Origin of the sequence: Mesorhizobium sp. LjRoot246 (assembly GCF_964254115.1) — a bacterium.
GTDB lineage: Bacteria > Pseudomonadota > Alphaproteobacteria > Rhizobiales > Rhizobiaceae > Mesorhizobium.
The window spans coordinates 4830660-4849156 of the sequence record NZ_CAXUSN020000001.1 but is presented as its reverse complement, the minus strand read 5'-3'; the positions used below and the strand labels follow the sequence as shown (position 1 = coordinate 4849156).

The window sequence follows — 18497 nt, the reverse complement described above, 5'->3', positions numbered from 1 at the left end:
GATTGTTAAAGCCCAATCGGCTCAGTTGGTGGCAAAACAATAGAACAGGCCATCGCCCCCGGTGCCCCTCAGCGCTTCCTGGCTGCAGCCGCCGCGCGAGGCGTGCGAGGAATTCCAGGATTTGGCGGCAGCCGAATCGTCAAGGCCGGTGCGGTCATGATGGCCCATCATTGCGGCCCCTTCCGCCCCGCTCATCGTCCAGTCCCCGCAGGTCTGATCGGCGATCTTAGTGCCGTCGGGCTTGGAGCCGGTCAGTATGTCGTGGCGGTTCGGCGTATCGCCGCGACCGTTCACGACCTCCCCCTTCTCGTTCAGTGCCGTCTGCTTGGTGATGCCGTTGGCATCGCTGTGCAGCGAGGCGACGTCGTCGGCGATTTTGACGCCCTTGGCGTTCACCCACGGCCCCTTGCCGATACGGTCGCGCGCATCGGTGTCGCTGGTCGACAGATAGGCGGCCCAGCTCTTGCCGGTGACACCGGCGGCTTCCGCCAGCGACGCGCAATGCGCGTCGGCGCCCTTGAGGCCACCGAGGTCGGCACCCTTGCCGGAACCGACACTGGTGACGAAGAAGCTCATCGTGGCATCTTGCGAGTAAGCGGCGTCCGAGGCTGCGATCAGTGTGGCGGCGGTGGCGAGAAGCAGTTTACGCATGTCGGTCCTCCGGTTTGGTCTTCGACGGGTTACGTCAGAAGAAACGTTGCCGGAGGCCTGTTTAATCCCTACGCATGTCGCCCAAAAGTGTGCAGCGGTTTTGGGAAAACCGACATGCGTCAAGAAGACTCAAGTTTTATTCCGGCTGACGATAGGCGACGAAGCGATTGTGCTTGGCCTGGAAGATCAGCCCGGTCTCTTTCAGCTCCGGGCTGGCCAGCGGCACGATGCGTTTGGCGACCTCCGAGGGGTGCGGCAGCGTCTCGGGATCCTCGCCTGGCACCGCCTGCGCCCGCATGGCGGTGCGCGTGGCGCCGGGGTCGGCGGCATTGACGCGCAGTGGCAGGCTCTGCGTCTCATGCGCCCAGGAGCGCATCATCGTCTCGACGGCCGCCTTGGACGCCGCATAGGGCGCCCAGAAGGCGCGCGCCGAGTGCGCCGCATTGGAAGACAGGATGATCGCGCGGCCGGCATCGGAGAGCCGCAGCAGCGGGTCGACCGAGCGGATCAGCCGCCATGTCGAGGTGACGTTGATGGTCATCACCTTCTCGAAGGTTTTTGCTTCGACATGGCCGATCGGCGAGATGACGCCGAGCACGCCGGCATTGGCGACGAGAATGTCGAGCTTGCCCCAGCGCTCGTGGATGGCGCCGCCCAGCCGGTCGATGCCCGCCATGTCGGCGAGGTCGAGCGGCACCAGCGTTGCCTGGCCGCCAGCTGCCTTGATCTGGTCGTCGAGCTCTTCCAGCCCACCGACGGTGCGCGCCACCGCGACGACATGCGCGCCGGTGGCAGCCAATTCCTTGGCGATGAAATAGCCGATACCGCGCGAGGCACCGGTGACGACCGCAACGCGGCCGGTGAGGTCGAGGGTCATGCTATGGATTCCGTAAGGTCGGTGTGAAACACCCCCCTCTGCCCTGCCGGGCATCTCCCCCTCAAGGGGGGAGATCGACTGTACGCGACGGTTTCGCCAATTGCGAACGGTGCAGAACTGGCGTTAAGCCCAATACCGGCTAATCTCCCCCCTTGAGGGGGAGATGTCCGGCAGGACAGAGGGGGGCAAACTGGCGAAAACAAATGACGGTCCGGCCTAAGTCCCGCTCGTCGCCAGCAACGATAGCGTGCGCACATTGTCGTGGCCTTCGAAGTCGAGCAGGCGGGTCGGGTACTGGCCGGTGAAGCAGGCGTCGCAGAATTGCGGCTGGTCGTTGTCGCGGCTGGCCTCGCCGACGGCGCGGTAAAGTCCGTCGATGGTAAGGAAGCCGAGAGAATCGACGCGGATGAATTCGGCCATCTCCTCCACCGACATGCGCGATGCCAGGAGTTTCGACTTCTCCGGCGTGTCGACGCCGTAGAAGCAGGAGGCGCGTGTCGGCGGCGAGGCGATGCGCATATGCACTTCCTTGGCACCGGCGTCGCGCACCATCTGCACGATCTTCTGGCTGGTGGTGCCGCGCACGATACTGTCGTCGACCAGCACCACGCGCTTACCTTCGATCATGCGGCGGTTGGCGTTGTGCTTCAGCTTGACGCCCATGTGGCGGATCGAATCGCCGGGCTGGATGAAGGTGCGGCCGACATAGTGGTTGCGGATGATGCCGAGTTCGAAGGGAATGCCGGCGGCTTGGCTGAAACCGATCGCCGCCGGCGTGCCCGAATCCGGCACCGGCACGACGATATCGGCCTCGACAGGGCTTTCGACCGCCAGTTCGGCACCGATGCGCTTGCGCACCTCATAGACGTTGCGGCCTTCGACCGAAGAATCCGGCCGCGCGAAATAGACATATTCGAAGATGCAGAAGCGGGTCTTCTGCGGCTCGAAGGGGAACATGCTCTCGATGCCCTTGGACGTGACGACAACCATCTCGCCGGGCTTCAGGTCGCGCACGAAACGCGCGCCGATAATGTCGAGCGCGCACGTTTCGGAGGCCAGTATCCAGGCGCCGTCGAGATCGCCGAGCACCAGCGGCCGGATGCCGAGCGGATCGCGGCAGCCGATCATCTTCTTGGCCGTCATCGCCACCAGCGAGAACGCGCCCTCGACCTGCCGCACCGCATCGATGAAACGCGAGTTGAGGTCGCGCTCCTTGCTGGTGGCAACGAGGTGCAAAAGCGTCTCGGTATCGGAGGTGGAGGAGAAGATCGCGCCTTGCTTCTGCAGCGCGCGCTGCACGGTCATGGCGTTGGTCAGATTGCCGTTATGTGCGACGGCGAAGCCGCCGTCGGCGAGTTCGGCGAAGAAGGGCTGGATGTTGCGCATGCCGGCGCCGCCCGTCGTGGCGTAGCGCGTATGGCCGATGGCGCGGTTGCCTTGCAGGCTGTCGATGACGCGCTGCTTGGTAAAGGTGTCGCCGATCAGGCCGACATGGCGTTCGACATGGAACTGGCTGCCGTCATAGGAAACGATGCCGGCCGCTTCCTGGCCGCGATGCTGCAGCGCATGCAGGCCCAGTGTGACGATGGCTGCCGCGTCCTGGCGGCCAAAAATGCCGAACACACCGCATTCGTCGTGGAAATGGTCGTCGGCCTCGGCGGAAAGCACGTCGTCTGCGTCTGCCATCTTAAGCTCCGCTAAAATCGCCATATAATGCGGGTTCGCGCCGAAAGCAACGCGGGCCGTGCAGTCGTTCACACCATCGTCAGGTCCTGACGCCGTTTTCGGCGTCAGTTTGCCGGTGCAGCCGGTGCCGGATTGGCCGGGGCGTTGTCCGCCGGTGGTGTTGCGTCATTGTCGTCAGGCGCCGGCGTGTTGGCATCATCGCCACCGGCCGGGGCATCCGCCGCCGGTGCGTCCGGAGCAGCGGGCGTCTCTGCGGCCGGCTGATTCGGGTTGAGCTTCTTGAGGATCGCGTTTTCCGGATCCTCGGGCAGCAAGCTCTCGAGCTTGGCGCCGATCTGCTCGAGCAGCGGCCGCGACTTGGCCTCCGTGACCCAGGCCGGTGCCTTGGCGCCGGCCAGCCAGTTGAAGAACAGCAGGGCGACGGCGACGACCAGAATGCCGCGCGCGGCGCCGTAGAGGAAACCGAGCGTACGGTCGAGCGCGCCTATCCGGGAATCGATGATCCAGTCGGCGAGCTTCATGGTGATGACCGAGACGACGATCAGCGCGATGATGAAGACGACGCCGGCGGCGGCCGCCATGGCGACCTTTTCATTCTCGATATAGGGCGCGAGGTAAGGCACAACCGGCTTGTAGAAGAAGAACGCCGCCGCTGCCGCTGCTGCCCAGGAGACAACGGACAGGACTTCGCGCGAGAAGCCGCGAACCATGGCGAGCATCGCCGAGACCAGAGTGAAGCCGACGAGAATTCCGTCAAGCAGCGTAATCGGCATGTCTTTCGCCCCACTCCATGAGCCGCATTATAGCGCGGAGCATCGGGTTCTGGGTCCGATGCTCTAATCTTCTTCGTCCACGCGGCTTCGGCGTGAGCCGGCTATGCGTGCCACGAGGTCGGCAAGCTCGGTCGGCTGGAAAGAACCGGCTCCGATCCCTCCGGCCAGTTCCCCGCTGCCCGAGGGCAGAACCGCGCTTCCAAAACCCAGCTTTTCGGCTTCCTTGAGGCGCTGTTGCGCATGCGCAACGGGCCTCACGGCGCCCGAAAGGCTGATTTCGCCGAAATAGACGCAATCGGCGGGAAGGGCAAGACCGGTGAGCGAGGAAACCAGGGCCGCCGCTACCGCCAGATCGGCCGCGGGCTCCGAAATCCGGTAGCCTCCGGCGACGTTGAGATAGACATCGTGTGTGCCGAAGCGCACGCCGCAATGGGCTTCGAGAACCGCCAGGATCATCGACAGCCGGGCTCCGTCCCAACCGACAACGGCGCGGCGCGGCGTACCGAGCGAGGAGGGCGCAACCAGCGCCTGGATCTCGACCAGCACCGGCCTCGTCCCTTCCATACCGGCGAAAACCGCGGCACCGGGCGATTTGGCATGGCGTTCGCCAAGGAAAAGCTCGGACGGGTTGGCGACCTCGCGCAGGCCCTTGTCCGACATTTCGAAGACACCGATCTCGTCGGTCGGTCCAAAACGGTTCTTCACCGTGCGCAGGATGCGATAGTGGTGGCCGCCTTCGCCTTCGAAGTAGAGCACGGCGTCGACCATGTGCTCGACGACGCGCGGCCCGGCGATCTGGCCTTCCTTGGTAACATGGCCGACGAGCACGATCGCCGCCCCTGTGGATTTCGCATAGCGGATCATCGCCTGCGCGGCGGCGCGCACCTGGGTGACGGTGCCCGGCGCCGAATCTGCAAGGTCGGTCCACAGCGTCTGGATCGAATCCAGAATGACGAGGTCGGGCCGCTTGCCGTCCGCGATCGTCGCAAGAATATCCTCGACATTGGTTTCGGCCGCGAGTTCGACCGGCGTGGAAGCGACACCGAGACGCTGCGCACGCAGCCTGATTTGCGCGACGGCTTCCTCGCCCGAGACATAGACGATGCGGTGGCCTCTCGAGGCAAGTGCGGCAGCCGCCTGGGTGAGCAGCGTCGACTTGCCGATGCCGGGATCGCCGCCGACCAGCAACGCCGAGCCACGCACGAAACCGCCGCCGGTGGCGCGGTCGAGTTCGCCGATTCCCGAGACGATGCGCGGCGCGTCCTCGATGTCGCCGGACAGCGTGGTCAGCACCACCGCGCGGCCCTTGCGGGCGTTGCGCGTGTTGGCCGGCCCCGAGCCGATGCCCCCGGACGTGCCTTCCTCGACCAGCGTGTTCCACTCGCCGCAGGCATCGCATTTGCCGGCCCAGCGCTGATGCACCGATCCGCAACGCTGGCAGATGAATTGGACCCGGGATTTGGCCATTAGAGGGATGCCACGTGGTGGCATGCTGGCGGGGCAGCGCCCCCCTCTGGCCTGCCGGCCATCTCCCCCTCTAGGGGGGAGATTTGCAGCTTCAGCGCTTGCCTCTTTTTTTCTGCCTCAAAAATTGGCGAAAGGGGTGATGACATCCAATCTCCCCCCTGGAGGGGGAGATGTCCGGCAGGACAGAGGGGGGCGCCAAGGAACGAGACCTGTCTCAAGAGGTCACTCGAACCTTTCTGGCAAATGATGCTCCTCGGCGAGGTCGGAGAAGCGGGTGAACTCGCCCTGGAAGGCGAGGCTGACCGTGCCGGTCGGGCCATGGCGCTGCTTGGCGATGATCACTTCGGCCTTGCCCTGGACCTCGATCATCTTTGTTTCCCAGGCTAGGTGCTCGGGCGTGCCTTTTTCCGGCTCCTTGTTCTTGATGTAATATTCCTCGCGGTACACGAACAGCACCACGTCGGCGTCCTGCTCGATCGAACCCGATTCGCGCAGGTCGGACAGCTGCGGATGCTTGTCGTCGCGGCTTTCGACCTGACGCGAGAGCTGTGAAAGGGCGATGATCGGCACGCCAAGCTCCTTGCCGAGCGCCTTCAGTCCGGTGGTGATCTCGGTGATTTCCTGGACGCGGTTCTGCGACGCCTTGGCGGACGAACCCTGCATCAGCTGGATATAGTCGATCACCATCAGGTCGAGCCCGCGCTGGCGCTTGAGGCGGCGGGCGCGCGCCGCGAGCTGCGCGATCGAAATACCACCCGTCTGGTCGATGTAGAGCGGGCGCTTGTGGTTCTCCTGCGTGTAGGCGACGAGCTTGCCGAAATCGGCCTCCGTCAGGTCGCCGCGCCTGATTTTCGACGATGGGATCTCGGTCTGCTCGGAAATGATGCGGGTGGCCAGCTGCTCCGACGACATTTCGAGCGAGAAGAAGCCGACGACGCCACCATTGGCCGCCTTGACGGAACCATCGGCCTGCTGGGCGGGCTCATAGGCGGCAGCGATGTTGTAGGCGATGTTGGTGGCCAGCGACGTCTTGCCCATGCCTGGGCGGCCGGCGATGATGATCAAATCGGATGGCTGCAGGCCACCCATGCGGTGGTCGAGATCGCGTAGGCCCGTCGCAATGCCGGACAGGTGACCGTCGCGCATGTAGGCCGCACTGGCCATGTCGACGGCATTCTTCAACGCATCGGAAAAGCTTTCGAACCCGCCATCGTAGCGGCCGTTTTCGGCCAGCTCGAACAGCCGCCGCTCGGCGTCCTCGATCTGCTCGCCCGGCGCCATGTCGACCGGGGCGTCATAGGCGATGTTGACCATGTCTTCGCCGACGGTGATCAGTGCCCGGCGCGTGGCAAGATCATAGATGGCGCGGCCATAGTCGGTAGCATTGACGACGGTGACGGCTTCCACCGCCAGCCGCACGACATATTGCGCCATCGTCATGTCGCCGACCTTCTCGTCGGCCGGCAAGAAGGTTTTCAGCGTAATCGGCGTCGCCACCTTGCCCATGCGGATGAACTCGGACGCCACCTCAAAGATCTTGCGGTGCAGCGGCTCGTAGAAATGGCTGGCCTTGAGAAAATCCGAGACGCGGTAGAAGGCGTCGTTGTTGACGAGGATGGCGCCGAGCAACGCCTGCTCGGCCTCGATGTTGTTTGGCGCTTCACGATAAAGCGGTGTTTCCGCGACGCCGAATTTTCGCGCTGCTTCTGCCATGATATCCCCGATTTCGATCCCGGCTTTTCGATAACAGAATGGGAGAAGTCAGTGCTGACTTATCTGCAACAGTGCCGATGCCAACCAACATCGATGCTCGCTTGTTCACAGGAACGACAAATCGTCCACAGGACAGAATTCCCGTGTCCCGATTTCAGTTGACTCGGCAGGGTGGCAATTTACGCGAAAAGCAAGAACAAATCAAGAACATTTGCATGGTCAAATCTCCAGGATGTCGCCCCAGTCCGACCGCCGCGCGACCTTGAACGTCTCGCCGTCACGCTTGGTGAACAGCTTTTCGCCGGCGCTGCCGTCGCTCTCGCAAAGTTTCAGCAACACCTTGCCGGAGCCGGATTTCGGCGGCGCAAGAACCCGCGCCTGGTGCGAAATCGGCGGGTCTCGGGACGCCGCGACATAGATGAACTTCTCGTCCTCCCATGGCACATCGGCATCCTTGGCCAGCCGGTGCAGGCGCGAGCGGGCGACGCGGCGGGAAAAATGGCACCAGTCGGGCGGAGCGAGCGGGCAGGGAGCCTGATGCGGACAAGGCGCAAGCACATGCGCGCCCGCCTCGATCAGCCGCCGGCGCACGGCAAGGATGCGCTGCCAGCCGGCAGGCGTGCCTGGCTCGACGACCAGCAGCGTATCGCCAGTGAGTTGCCAGAGCCGGTCGATGAGCTTCGGCAGGGATGCGGGGGCAATTTCGTCCAGCACATAGGCGCAAGTGACCAGATCGGCCGGCTTGAGATCGGCAAGGTCGATGGTGGCGTCACCCGCCAGCCATCTGGTTTGGGTGGCAATCGCGCCGGCGGCAAGTGTCTCGCCGACCTTGCGCACCGCCGCGCTTGCCTCCAGCAGCACCGCCTGTTCGAGATCGGGCCACTGATCGGTCGTGGCCCAAAGCACCGTACCAGGGCCGGCGCCGACATCGAGCAGGCTCCTGGGTTGAAAGCTGGGCTTGGTGTCGCTCAGCGCGTCGAGGCTGGCTCGAATCGCGGCATAGGTCGCCGGCAGCCGCGTCGCCAGATAGGCCTTCACCGCCAGATCCTCGGCCATGTGTAGGCGACCGTCGCGCAACTCGGCACGATAGCGGTCGGACAGCGTTTTTGCCGCTTGCTTCAACGTCGCCAAGGGGACGTTTTCGAGCAGGCGCTCCACACCTTGGCGAAGGGACGCCGGCAGCTCCATCTCACGCGCCCCGAGGGGCGAGGAGGATCACCGAAGCGCCGGCAATACAGAGCGCGGCACCGGTAAAATCCCAGCGGTCGGGACGCACGCCCTCCACCAACCACAGCCAGCCAAGCGACGCCACGATGTAGATGCCGCCATAGGCGGCGTAGGCGCGGCCGGCGGCTGACGTATCGACCAGCGCCAGTAGGAAGCCGAACAGGGCAAGCGAGGCGAGGCCGGGAAGCAGCCACAGCGGCGACTTCTCCAGCCGCCACCAGGCCCAGAACGAAAAGCAGCCGGCGATCTCGGCCAGAGCGGCAGCGGCATAAAGCACGTAGGTCATGAAAAAGGTCCCGAGACGATCACGGGACCTTTTTCAGTGCAGGCGCCGGCAATGGCAAGCGGCAATGCTTATTCCTGGTCAGCAACCTTGCGGCGGCGAACCGGCTTGGCGGCAGGGCTCTTCTTGACCGGTGCCGTTTCACGATGCCCCATATCGCGCATCTCAAGCGCCTTTTCGCACTTGGCTATGTAGTCGCGCGACATCGGCAGTGTATCGTTCTTCTTGGCGATCTGGATCTGGAAGATGACTAGGTCCTGCCAGCGGAAGGCGGCTTCCGAGGCAGCCAGATAGAACTCCCACATGCGGCAGAAGCGTTCGTCATAGATCGCCTTGGCCTTGTCGCGGTTGGCGGCGAAGCGCTGGCCCCAGTGCTTCAGCGTATCGGCATAGTGGAGTCGCAGGATCTCGACGTCGGTGACAACCAGGCCCGACTTTTCGATAGCCGGCATGACTTCCGACAGCGCGGGAATATAGCCGCCCGGGAAGATGTACTTGCGGATGAAGGCACTGGTCGCCCACGGCACGCCGGAGCGGCCGATCGTGTGCAACAGCATGACACCATCCGGCTTGAGCAGCGTCGCGCTTTTGTCGAAGAAGGTGCGGTAATGGTTGACGCCGACATGCTCGAACATGCCGACCGAGACGATGCGGTCGAAACGCTCGTTGAGCTCGCGGTAGTCCTTGAGCTCGAAATGCACGCGGCTTTCCAGCCCTTGCGCGTGCGCCCGGTCGGTGGCGACGCCATGCTGCTCGGTCGACAACGTCACGCCCTGCACGTCGACGTCGAAAGCCTTGGCGAGATAGAGGCCGAGCCCGCCCCAGCCGGAGCCGATGTCGAGCACCGTCTGGCCGGCCTTCAGCCGGAGCTTGGCGGCAATGTGGCGCTTCTTGGCGGCCTGCGCTTCGTCCAGCGTCATGTCCGGCTGCTCGAAATAGGCGCAGGAATATTGCATGTCCTCGTCGAGGAAGAGCCGGTAGAGGTCGCCCGACAGATCGTAGTGGCGCTGCACGTTGCGGCGCGAGCGCGAGGCGGTGTTGATCTGCTGCAGGCGGCGGAAGGCGTGGCGCAGCCCTTCGATGGCCTTCGACCAGGTGGCGTCGATGCCGCCGCTGCCCATGTTCTGGAAGGCGATGCGCATCACGCCCAGCACGCCACCTTCGAGAATGTCGAGTTCGCCGTCCATGTAGGCTTCCGGCACCGCCAGCATCGGATCGAAGGTGATGGCGCGCTCTGCATGCGCGGTCTTGATGTGCATGTGCACCGGTTCGCCGCTGCCGTCGCCGAAAACCACCGCCGTGCCCTTGGGGCCGGTCACTTTGAGATTGCCGGTGCGCACCAGCCGGTCGAGAACGCGCTTCAACAGAATATTCATGACCAATGTCCCCTCTCGGCCAGACAGGCTGTCTCGGCGCGTGACCCGAAAATCGGCAACGGTTTTCGCCGGAGGTCTTGCGCCGAACCAAAGTTGTACAGCGTAGTTAGCGCGGCCAAAGGACGCGCGACGCCATAGTCTGCAACAATATATAGGGATTCGAAAAGTTCCATTTGGCACAAAAAAGCCCGGGCGAGAGGCCCGGGCGTTGGTCCAGCATGGCTGGATGACGGCAAAGTGATCGAAGCAATGCTTCAATCGAGATCGGAGCACAGCTCCAATCCCCTTGCGACGTACGATCAGGCGTTGTCTTCGCCGCCTTCGAACTCGGTGTTCGGGTCGAAGAAGTTTTCCGGCCGGGCATTGTCGTTGATGTCGTCGCCATAGATGGCTTCGGCGGTGGTCAGCGTCTCGCCCTTGGCCTGGCGTTCGGCTTCGTCGGCCGTGCGGGCGATGTTGAGCGTGATGGTGACTTCGACTTCCGGATGCAGCGCGATCGCCACATTGGTGAGGCCGATGGTCTTGATCGGCTGGTTGAGCAGGATCTGGTTGCGGTTGATCGAGAAACCTTCCGCAGTCAGCAGGTCGGCGATGTCGCGGGTCGAAACGGAACCGTAAAGCTGCCCGGTTTCACCGGCGGAGCGAACGGCGATGAAGCTCTTGCCGTCGAGCTTTTCGGCAACCTGGGCGGCTTCCGACTTGCGCTCGAGGTTGCGGGCTTCGAGCTGCGCGCGCTGGCCTTCGAACTTCTTCTTGTTGGCTTCGTTGGCGCGCAGCGCCTTGCCCTGCGGCAGCAGGAAGTTACGGGCAAAGCCGTCCTTGACCTTGACGGTATCGCCCATCTGGCCGAGGCGGGAAACGCGTTCGAGAAGAATGACTTCCATGGTTTTGTTCCTTCTGTTGGGCGCCAATCGATCGATGAGATCGACGCCGAATGTCTCTGGAACAGGTCAGGAAGCTTGAGCGCCTGAGGCGCTGGTGTCGCTGTCCTGCCTGTCGCGGCAGTTAGAGGTTTTTAGCCTCAACCCGGGATTTGATATTCAATCCTGCGGCGCCCGTCGCCGTGGGAGAAGAGCGGGCGGCGAGCCGCCCGCATTGGAGATATTAGCGAACCACGTAGGGCAGCAGACCGAGGAAGCGGGCGCGCTTGATCGCCTTGGCGAGTTCGCGCTGCTTCTTCTGGCTGACGGCGGTGATGCGCGACGGCACGATCTTGCCGCGCTCTGAAATGTAGCGCTGCAGCAGACGCACGTCCTTGTAGTCGATCTTGGGCGCGTTGGCACCCGAGAACGGGCAGGTCTTGCGGCGGCGATGGAACGGGCGCCGGGTCGGGATCTGGTTGATGTCGACCATTATTCTGCACCCCCTTCAAAGCCTTCGCGCGGACGGCGCGGACCACGATCGGCACCAGCGTCGCCGAACGAGCGCGGCGGACGATCGCCGCGGTCGCCGCGATCGCGGTCGCCGAATGAGCGCGGGCCACGATCGCCACGGTCGCGGTCGCCGAAGCCGCCGCGGTCCGAGCGCTCTTCGCGCTTTTGCATCATGGCCGAGGGGCCTTCCTCATGCGCCTCGACCTTGATGGTCAGGAAACGCAGCACGTCTTCGGACAGGCCCATCTGGCGCTCCATCTCGTTGAGCGCGGCCGCCGGGCAATTCAGGTCCATCAGCGTGTAGTAAGCCTTCCGGTTCTTGTTGACCCGGTAGGTGAGGGACTTCAGTCCCCAGTTCTCGACCCGACCGACGGACCCGCCATTTGCGGAGATGACACCCTTGTACTGTTCGACAAGCGCATCGACCTGCTGCTGCGAGAGGTCCTGCCGGGCAAGAAACACATGTTCGTAAAGAGCCATTATGTCTTATGCCTTTCTTCGTTTCTCTCCCGGTTCCCGGCGGCAAAAGCCTCTGCAACTTCTCTGACCCGCAAACCCTCGAAGGGTACGGGGAAGAAAGGAGCATAACGAGACGGTCGAGAGCGGAGACACGGGAGGCGGAAGCACTTCTGGCTTCACACGAAGGTTTTCGAGAAAACCTCCGGCCCTCCGTTCAGCCCCCAGCAAGGACCGGCAGATTGCGGGCGTCTATATAGCAATCCGGCTACAACGCAAGGGCAGGCGATGTCGTTTGTCGTAAGCAGATGATGTCGTCCGCGTCGCAGGCGGCCAAAAATCAAACAGCAATAACGGCTAGGCTTCGGGGTTTTCCGGCAACTGCGCCTTAACCACAATGTCAGGTCGTGCGGAGTTGAAACCCAGCGTCAACCGTCGATTCATCATGCGAGGCGCAGAAGCCGGATAACCCGCGCACAAAAAGCGCGGCAAGCATTTTCCGGGGGTATGGATGCTTCTCAACAAGTTCTGGCGCTCGACGAGCGGCAATTTCTCGCTAGTGCTGGGATTGGGCTTGCCGGTCATCCTGACGGCTGTCGGTTTTGCAACCGATGTCTCGACCCTGATGCGGGCCAAGGGCAATCTGCAGAATGCCCTTGATTCGGCAAACCTTGCTTCTTCGCATCTTGGCGATCTCGACATCAGCCGCAATGACGCTTTCAACCGCTATTTCCAGGCCAACATCGTCGGTCATGGCGAACTCAGCAATGCGCAGGCGACATTGACTGTCGACAAGGGCGTCAACTTCGTCAAGACAAAGGCGGTTGCCTCGGCGGACGTCAATCTCAACTTCGCCTTCCTGTTCGGCAACAGCAAGCACATCGCGGTCGATGCCTCCGCGGTCGAATCGAACAATCAGCTCGAAGTCGTGCTGGTGCTGGACAACACCGGTTCCATGGCCGGCGCTCGCATGACGGCGCTGAGGACGGCGACGAAATCGTTGCTCGACACGCTCGAGTCGGCAAAATCGCCGACGCGCCAGGTCCGGGCTTCGCTGGTTCCATTCGTCACGGCCGTCAATGTCGATGGCGATGAATTCGACCCGTCCTGGATCGACATGGACGGCAAGTCTTCCACCAACGGTGTCAATTTCCCGGTCATCGACGGCAAGCGTCCCCATCATATGGCGCTTTTCAAGCAGCTCAAGGCGACCGGATGGACAGATGCGGGATGGAACGGCACCGGATGGAAAGGCTGCGTCGAGGCGCGGCCGGGCGCTTACAATATTTCCGACACGCCGCCCGATCCGGACAAGCCCGACACGCTGTTCGTGCCGTATTTTGCGCCGGACGATCCGGAAATTGCCCAAACGCCGTCTGCCTCGTATGGCAACTCGGCCAGGCACTACAACAATTCCTATCTCGACGACGGCTACGACAAGACCAAGCTCGATAAGCAGAAAGGCAACCGTCTCGGCATCGATTTCAGCGATCTCGAAGATCCGTTGACGCCCGGCAAGGCTGCCAAGGAGAAGGTCGCCAAATATGTGGCGCCCGTCAAGGAGCTCATCACCGAGACGGGCACCCCTGTCACCGTTGGCCCGAACCGCGCCTGCCCCACACCGGTCGTTCCCCTCACCGACGATTTCGACAAGTTGCGCAAGGCAGCCAGCGAGATGACCGAGTGGAACGGTTCAGGCACCAATGTCTCCGAAGGCCTGTCGTGGGGCATGCGGGTGCTGTCGCCCGCCGCGCCCTACACCGATGGAGCGCCGTGGAAGACGCCTGGCATCAGCAAGATCGTGCTGTTGCTCACCGATGGAGAGAACGTCGTCTATGGCGCAAGCGAAGAACTTGCGACAAAGTCCGACTACACATCCTATGGCTATCTGGCGGGTGGCCGTTTCGGATCCGACAACCAGATCACCGCGGCGCGCAATGTCGACGGCTGGACCAAAAGCGTTTGCACGCAATTGAAGAACGAGGGCGTGCAAATCTACACCATGGTGCTGCAGTCCGACACCGCCGCCAACCGCGAGCTTTACAGCGCATGCGCCTCTGATCCGAGCGGCTATTATGCCGTCAACGATCCGGCAAAACTGCCGAACGTGTTCCTGCAGATCGCCAACAAGTTTACGAAACTGCAATTGACGAATTGAACACTTGGTCCGAGAGAGATGGGCCGGCCCTGACGGGATCGATCCGTCTCAACTCGTATGGGCGACAACCTTGTCGACCGTTTCGGGGAAGAAGTCAGGCGCTGCCCGACGCTTGCCGAACATCATATCGTACTGCAGCAGGCGGAAGTCGCGGATTGCCGGGTCGATCTCCTTCTGCCGCGCCCAATCGGGCGTGGCCTCGCCAGTCGGCGTCAGCAGCAAATTGCGGTCGACGACACGGTAACGTTCGCGCATCTCGCCCAGGAAGCCGGTGTAATAGGGATGGCTGATGCCGGCCGTCTTCAGGATATGATAGGGCAGGAAGGCCGGGCTGACGGCGCCCATGTCCTCAGCCGGGCCGGTGCGGTTCGACCAGATGACCAGAGGCGTCTCGTGATGTTCGAGTGCAGCCTCGGGCGACGCTTCCTTGCGCGGCGCGACATTGTCCTTCAGGAAACCGGTTTCGACATAGACCGGCCCCAGCGGCGGCAGGTGGTCGCCGAAAAAGGCGATCACGGTGGGGCGGGAGCGTTTCTTCGCCCACTCGACGAGGCGTTCAAGACCGCGATCGGCATCGGCTGAGCCCTCGGCGTAGCTGAGCAGCGATTCGCGCGCCCACTGGCTGATCGGCGCCTGCACCTTATGTGTCGGATTGTAATAGCGGTTCGGCTCGTAGGGACCATGGTTTTGCAGGCTGACCGCAAAGAAGAACACCGGCTCGTCGCTGGCGTCGGCCTCGCCGATGATCTCGTCGGTCATCGCCGCGTCCGATGCCAGCGGCCCGCGCTTTTGCATGGGCGGCAGCGTTTCTTCCGACTTGAAATCGTTGAAGCCGAAATCGGCGTAGACCGCGCCACGGTTCCAGAACCAGTTGGTGCCGGGATGGATGGCGCGCGCCCGGTAGCCCTGGCTCTTCAGGAAAGTCGCGAGCGAAGGCGTCGGCGTGCGCACATATTGCTGATAGGGGATGCTGCCGGCGGGCAGGAAAGCGTTGGAAAAGCCGGTCAGCGCCTCGAACTCGATGTTGGCGGTCATGCCGCCGAATTCCGGCGAGAACATCGAGCCAGAGCGCAGCGCCCGCACATTGGGGATCGGATCGGGCGTGATGCTGACGCCGGGCAGCTTGGTCGGATCCCAGAAGGACTCGCTCATGACGATGATGATGTCGGGCTTTTCGGCGGGCACCGAGGCGATCACATCAGTCCTGCCGATCGCGGCGATTGCCTTGTCGGAATAGCCCGGCGGCGCCGAAACGTGCGCCATAGGCACGTTGAGAGCAAAGGCCAGCGCAAAGCCGTTGGAGGCATAGTTTTCCTTCTGATCCCACATGATCGGGATGATCTGCAGCCGATCCCTGGTCCAGGAGAAGGTGGCGTAGTCCATGATCGAAACGAAGAAGGCGAGCAGCGGTACTGCCAGCGTCAGCCGCGCAAGGCGGCCCTTGCGGCTGAGTGCGGGAACCTTGCGGCGCCATAGCCGCCAGCCGTAGACGAGCAACGACAGGCCGGCGACGATGCCGACGACCATGGCAAGCGCGGTCATCGGCCGTTCGCGCACCAGCAGCGGCAACAGCGCGAAGATCTGGCGGGCATAAAGGAAATCGGTCGGATAGAGCGGATCGCCGAGATAGTGCGACTTTTGGTGACCGACGAAAGCAAGCGACAGGGTCAGCGGCGCGACGATCATCAGGCTCTGGTGGCTGCGGCCGAGCACCGCATCGAAGCCGATCAGGAGCAGCGCGAACACGACAATGGTGGTCCAGCCGGGCTTGAACGGCTGCAGGAAGAAGGAGACGGTGCCGGCGAAGTCGCCGCGCACGATCAGCTCGATGGCAAACACCAGGACAGCCGCGATTGCCAGGCTGATCAGCCCATAGCGCACGACCGGCCATCTCCTGCCTGGCAGATAGCCGGTGGACGGATCGTCTTCCAGGAACTGTGGCGCGGCTTTTCCGGCGCGTTTCGAACTCTTTGCCACTTTAACTTCCCCACCCAGCGACAACACGTCACTCGATTGTCATGGAATTGTCACGCAAAGCTAGCGGCTGTAGCGAAAATAAGAAGAGCCAGCAAACGAATCGTGAGCGGTTTTCATCAGGAGTGATCGCCAAAAACCCTTTCGCAACAGGGGCTCGGCAGGCAAAGTCGCCGTCGGGCAGCGGTGAACCGGGCTTGACTTGGCGGCCTGCCTTGCGTCACAGGCAAGAAAAACTCGTCTATCAGGCAAGCAAAACCAGCCCTTGGGAGCCCTCGCATGGCCGTTGCATTCACCTTTCCTGGACAAGGCAGCCAGGCTGTCGGCATGGGCAAGGATCTTGCTGACACCTTTCCGGAGGCGCGCAGGGTCTTCCAGGAGGTCGACGACGCGCTCGGCGAAAATCTGTCGAAACTGATCTGGGAAGGGCCAGAAGAGGTGTTGACGCTGACCGCCAACGCGCAGCCGGCGCTGATGGCCGTGTCGCTGGCCGCGATCCGGGCGCTGGAATCGCGCGGCTTCTCGCTGAAGGACAAGGTCACCTATGTCGCCGGCCATTCGCTGGGCGAGTATTCGGCGCTCGCAGCCGCCGGCTTTGTTTCGGTTGCCGATGCCGCCCGGCTGCTGCGCATCCGCGGCAATGCGATGCAGGCGGCGGTGCCGGCGGGCGAGGGCGCGATGGCGGCGATCATCGGGTTGGAACAGGCCGATGTCGAAGCCGCCTGCGCAGAGGCTGCCCAAGGGACCGGGAAGGGCTCGGTCTGCCAGATCGCCAACGACAATGGCGGCGGCCAACTGGTCATTTCCGGCACCAAGGCCGCGGTCGAACTGGCGGCCAAACTGTGCACCGAAAAGGGCGCCAAGCGCGCGCTGATGCTGCAGGTCTCCGCGCCGTTCCACTCCGCGCTGATGACCCCGGCCGCGAACGTCATGCGCGAGGCGCTGGCCGGGGTGGCGAAGGCCACGCCGGTCGTCCCCATCGTCCCCAATGTTACAGTCACCCCGACCAACGACCCGGACGAGATCGCACGGCGTCTGTTCGAGCAGGTGGTTGCCCGTGTGCGCTGGCGCGAGACGGTGGAATGGTTCGGCGCAAACGGCGTCACAACGCTCTACGAGATTGGCGCCGGCAAGGTGCTTTCAGGCTTGGCGCGGCGCATCAACCGCGACATCGCCACTGCCTCGGTCGGTTCCGCGGCCGAGGTCGAAGCGGCACTGGCGGCGCTTGGTTGAACCGCCTGGCTTGAATTCACCAACGCCCGGCCACATGAATACGGGCATCGCAACCAAGGTGCGGCATGTCCACCTCGATCCGTCTTTCTGCAGAAGTCTGGCAGCGCCTGGATGCTCTTGCGTCTAGGACCGGCCGGAGCAAGGCCTATCATCTACGTGAGTTCATCGAGCGTGGTCTTGAGGATATAGAGGACTATTATCTTGCAGCCGAGGTGTTGGCGCGGATCAGGAGCGGCGAGGAAGACACGATGAAAGCCGGCGACTTCTGGTGCGGCGATGTTTACAGATAACCGTTGTCCGGTTTGAGAGAAGGAAGAGACATGTTCGAATTGACTGGCCGCAAGGCGCTCGTCACCGGTGCATCGGGCGGCATCGGCGAGGCGATCGCCAGGGTCCTGCATGCGCAAGGCGCCATCGTAGGCCTGCATGGCACCCGCGTCGAGAAACTGGAAGCGCTGGCCACCGAGCTTGGCGACCGGGTCAAGCTGTTTCCAGCCAATTTGTCGAACCGTGACGAGGTTAAGGCGCTCGGCCAGAAGGCGGAGGCCGATCTCGAAGGCGTCGACATCCTGGTCAACAACGCCGGCATCACCAAGGACGGGCTGTTCGTGCGCATGTCGGATGCCGACTGGGACACCGTGCTCGAGGTCAACCTGACCGCCGTGTTCAGGCTGACCCGCGAACTCACCCATCCGATGATGCGCCGCCGCCATGGCCGCATCATCAACATCACCTCGGTCGTCGGCGTCACCGGAAACCCAGGCCAGACCAACTATTGCGCCTCCAAGGCCGGCATGATCGGCTTTTCCAAGTCGCTGGCGCAGGAGATCGCCACCCGCAACATCACCGTCAACTGCGTCGCCCCTGGCTTCATCGAATCGGCGATGACCGACAAGCTTAACGACAAGCAGAAAGAGGCGATCATGGCGGCGATCCCGACGCGCCGCATGGGCACCACCGCTGAAGTCGCGTCCGCCGTCGCCTATCTCGCCTCCAACGAAGCAGCCTATGTCACCGGCCAGACCATCCATGTGAATGGCGGCATGGCGATGATTTGAACGAGGTCCGGCAGCAACACCACAGGGTTGTGAAAAGAGACCGTTTCGGCTTGGACCTCGGCTATTTTTCGTGTAATGCGGCCCGCAACCCGGCGGTTCGGGCAAAAACCGGTCCGTAGCCGTTGCGTTTCCGGCAGGACCATCTTTCAGCTTGATTAGCGGCATTCTGCCCGCTAACGAAGACAGACAAAC

Annotated in this window: 17 protein-coding genes; 4 read left to right on the top strand and 13 right to left on the bottom strand. The window is 62.9% G+C overall.

What is annotated here, in order from left to right:
- Positions 1 to 21: 21 nt before the first annotated feature.
- From ACSQ3L_RS23865 to rpsF, 12 genes are all read right to left on the bottom strand, one after another.
- Positions 22 to 651: a hypothetical protein gene (locus ACSQ3L_RS23865; RefSeq protein ID WP_436162134.1), complete on the bottom strand. Its 630-nt coding sequence runs from the start codon at positions 649 to 651 to the stop codon at positions 22 to 24.
- Positions 652 to 787: 136 nt separating this feature from the next.
- Entirely contained in the window at positions 788 to 1528 is a 741-nt protein-coding gene (locus ACSQ3L_RS23860; protein WP_436162133.1) for an SDR family NAD(P)-dependent oxidoreductase, read from the bottom strand.
- Positions 1529 to 1744: 216 nt separating this feature from the next.
- A complete protein-coding gene (purF, locus tag ACSQ3L_RS23855; RefSeq protein WP_436162132.1) occupies positions 1745 to 3214 on the bottom strand; it encodes an amidophosphoribosyltransferase in 1470 nt (489 codons plus the stop codon).
- Positions 3215 to 3318: 104 nt separating this feature from the next.
- Complete coding sequence (locus ACSQ3L_RS23850) at positions 3319 to 3987, bottom strand: CvpA family protein (protein ID WP_436162131.1); 669 nt, start codon at positions 3985 to 3987, stop codon at positions 3319 to 3321.
- A 63-nt stretch (positions 3988 to 4050) separates the two neighbouring features.
- On the bottom strand, positions 4051 to 5454 hold the full coding sequence (gene radA, locus ACSQ3L_RS23845; RefSeq protein ID WP_436162130.1) for a DNA repair protein RadA: 1404 nt from the start codon (positions 5452 to 5454) through the stop codon (positions 4051 to 4053).
- 222 nt (positions 5455 to 5676) lie between these two features.
- Positions 5677 to 7167, bottom strand: coding sequence for a replicative DNA helicase (locus tag ACSQ3L_RS23840; RefSeq protein ID WP_127261333.1), 1491 nt, complete (start codon positions 7165 to 7167; stop codon positions 5677 to 5679).
- Between the two features lie 219 nt (positions 7168 to 7386).
- Positions 7387 to 8355, bottom strand: a complete 969-nt coding sequence (locus ACSQ3L_RS23835; RefSeq protein ID WP_436162129.1) for a small ribosomal subunit Rsm22 family protein — start codon at positions 8353 to 8355, stop codon at positions 7387 to 7389.
- A 1-nt stretch (position 8356) separates the two neighbouring features.
- A complete protein-coding gene (locus ACSQ3L_RS23830) occupies positions 8357 to 8680 on the bottom strand; it encodes a YnfA family protein (RefSeq protein ID WP_436162128.1) in 324 nt (107 codons plus the stop codon).
- 68 nt (positions 8681 to 8748) lie between these two features.
- The gene (locus ACSQ3L_RS23825) at positions 8749 to 10053 is read right to left on the bottom strand and encodes a class I SAM-dependent methyltransferase (RefSeq protein WP_436162127.1); all 1305 of its coding nucleotides are present in this window, start codon (positions 10051 to 10053) and stop codon (positions 8749 to 8751) included.
- A gap of 299 nt (positions 10054 to 10352) precedes the next feature.
- Positions 10353 to 10937, bottom strand: a complete 585-nt coding sequence (rplI, locus tag ACSQ3L_RS23820) for a 50S ribosomal protein L9 (RefSeq protein WP_436162126.1) — start codon at positions 10935 to 10937, stop codon at positions 10353 to 10355.
- Positions 10938 to 11157: 220 nt separating this feature from the next.
- Positions 11158 to 11406 (bottom strand): 30S ribosomal protein S18, encoded by a 249-nt coding sequence (rpsR, locus tag ACSQ3L_RS23815; protein WP_006203718.1) that lies wholly within the window; start codon positions 11404 to 11406, stop codon positions 11158 to 11160.
- The gene (gene rpsF / locus ACSQ3L_RS23810; RefSeq protein ID WP_436162125.1) at positions 11406 to 11906 is read right to left on the bottom strand and encodes a 30S ribosomal protein S6; all 501 of its coding nucleotides are present in this window, start codon (positions 11904 to 11906) and stop codon (positions 11406 to 11408) included. Before rpsF ends, rpsR begins: the two co-directional genes overlap by 1 nt.
- Positions 11907 to 12393: 487 nt before the next feature.
- Here rpsF and ACSQ3L_RS23805 point away from each other — a divergent pair, with 487 nt between their 5' ends.
- Entirely contained in the window at positions 12394 to 14040 is a 1647-nt protein-coding gene (locus ACSQ3L_RS23805) for a pilus assembly protein TadG-related protein (RefSeq protein WP_436162124.1), read from the top strand.
- 48 nt (positions 14041 to 14088) lie between these two features.
- On the opposite strand, the gene ACSQ3L_RS23800 is transcribed toward ACSQ3L_RS23805, so the two are convergent.
- Positions 14089 to 16041 carry an LTA synthase family protein gene (locus ACSQ3L_RS23800; protein ID WP_436162123.1) on the bottom strand — a complete coding sequence of 651 codons (1953 nt, stop codon included), beginning with the start codon at positions 16039 to 16041 and terminating at the stop codon, positions 14089 to 14091.
- A gap of 252 nt (positions 16042 to 16293) precedes the next feature.
- Between ACSQ3L_RS23800 and fabD the strand changes: the two genes are divergently transcribed.
- The 3 genes from fabD to fabG all read left to right on the top strand — a co-directional run bounded on the left by fabD (position 16294) and on the right by fabG (position 18305).
- On the top strand, positions 16294 to 17247 hold the full coding sequence (fabD, locus tag ACSQ3L_RS23795) for an ACP S-malonyltransferase (RefSeq protein ID WP_436162122.1): 954 nt from the start codon (positions 16294 to 16296) through the stop codon (positions 17245 to 17247).
- Between the two features lie 65 nt (positions 17248 to 17312).
- On the top strand, positions 17313 to 17537 hold the full coding sequence (gene relB, locus ACSQ3L_RS23790) for a type II toxin-antitoxin system RelB family antitoxin (RefSeq protein WP_436162121.1): 225 nt from the start codon (positions 17313 to 17315) through the stop codon (positions 17535 to 17537).
- A 30-nt stretch (positions 17538 to 17567) separates the two neighbouring features.
- Complete coding sequence (gene fabG / locus ACSQ3L_RS23785; protein WP_436162120.1) at positions 17568 to 18305, top strand: 3-oxoacyl-[acyl-carrier-protein] reductase; 738 nt, start codon at positions 17568 to 17570, stop codon at positions 18303 to 18305.
- Positions 18306 to 18497 lie beyond the last annotated feature (192 nt).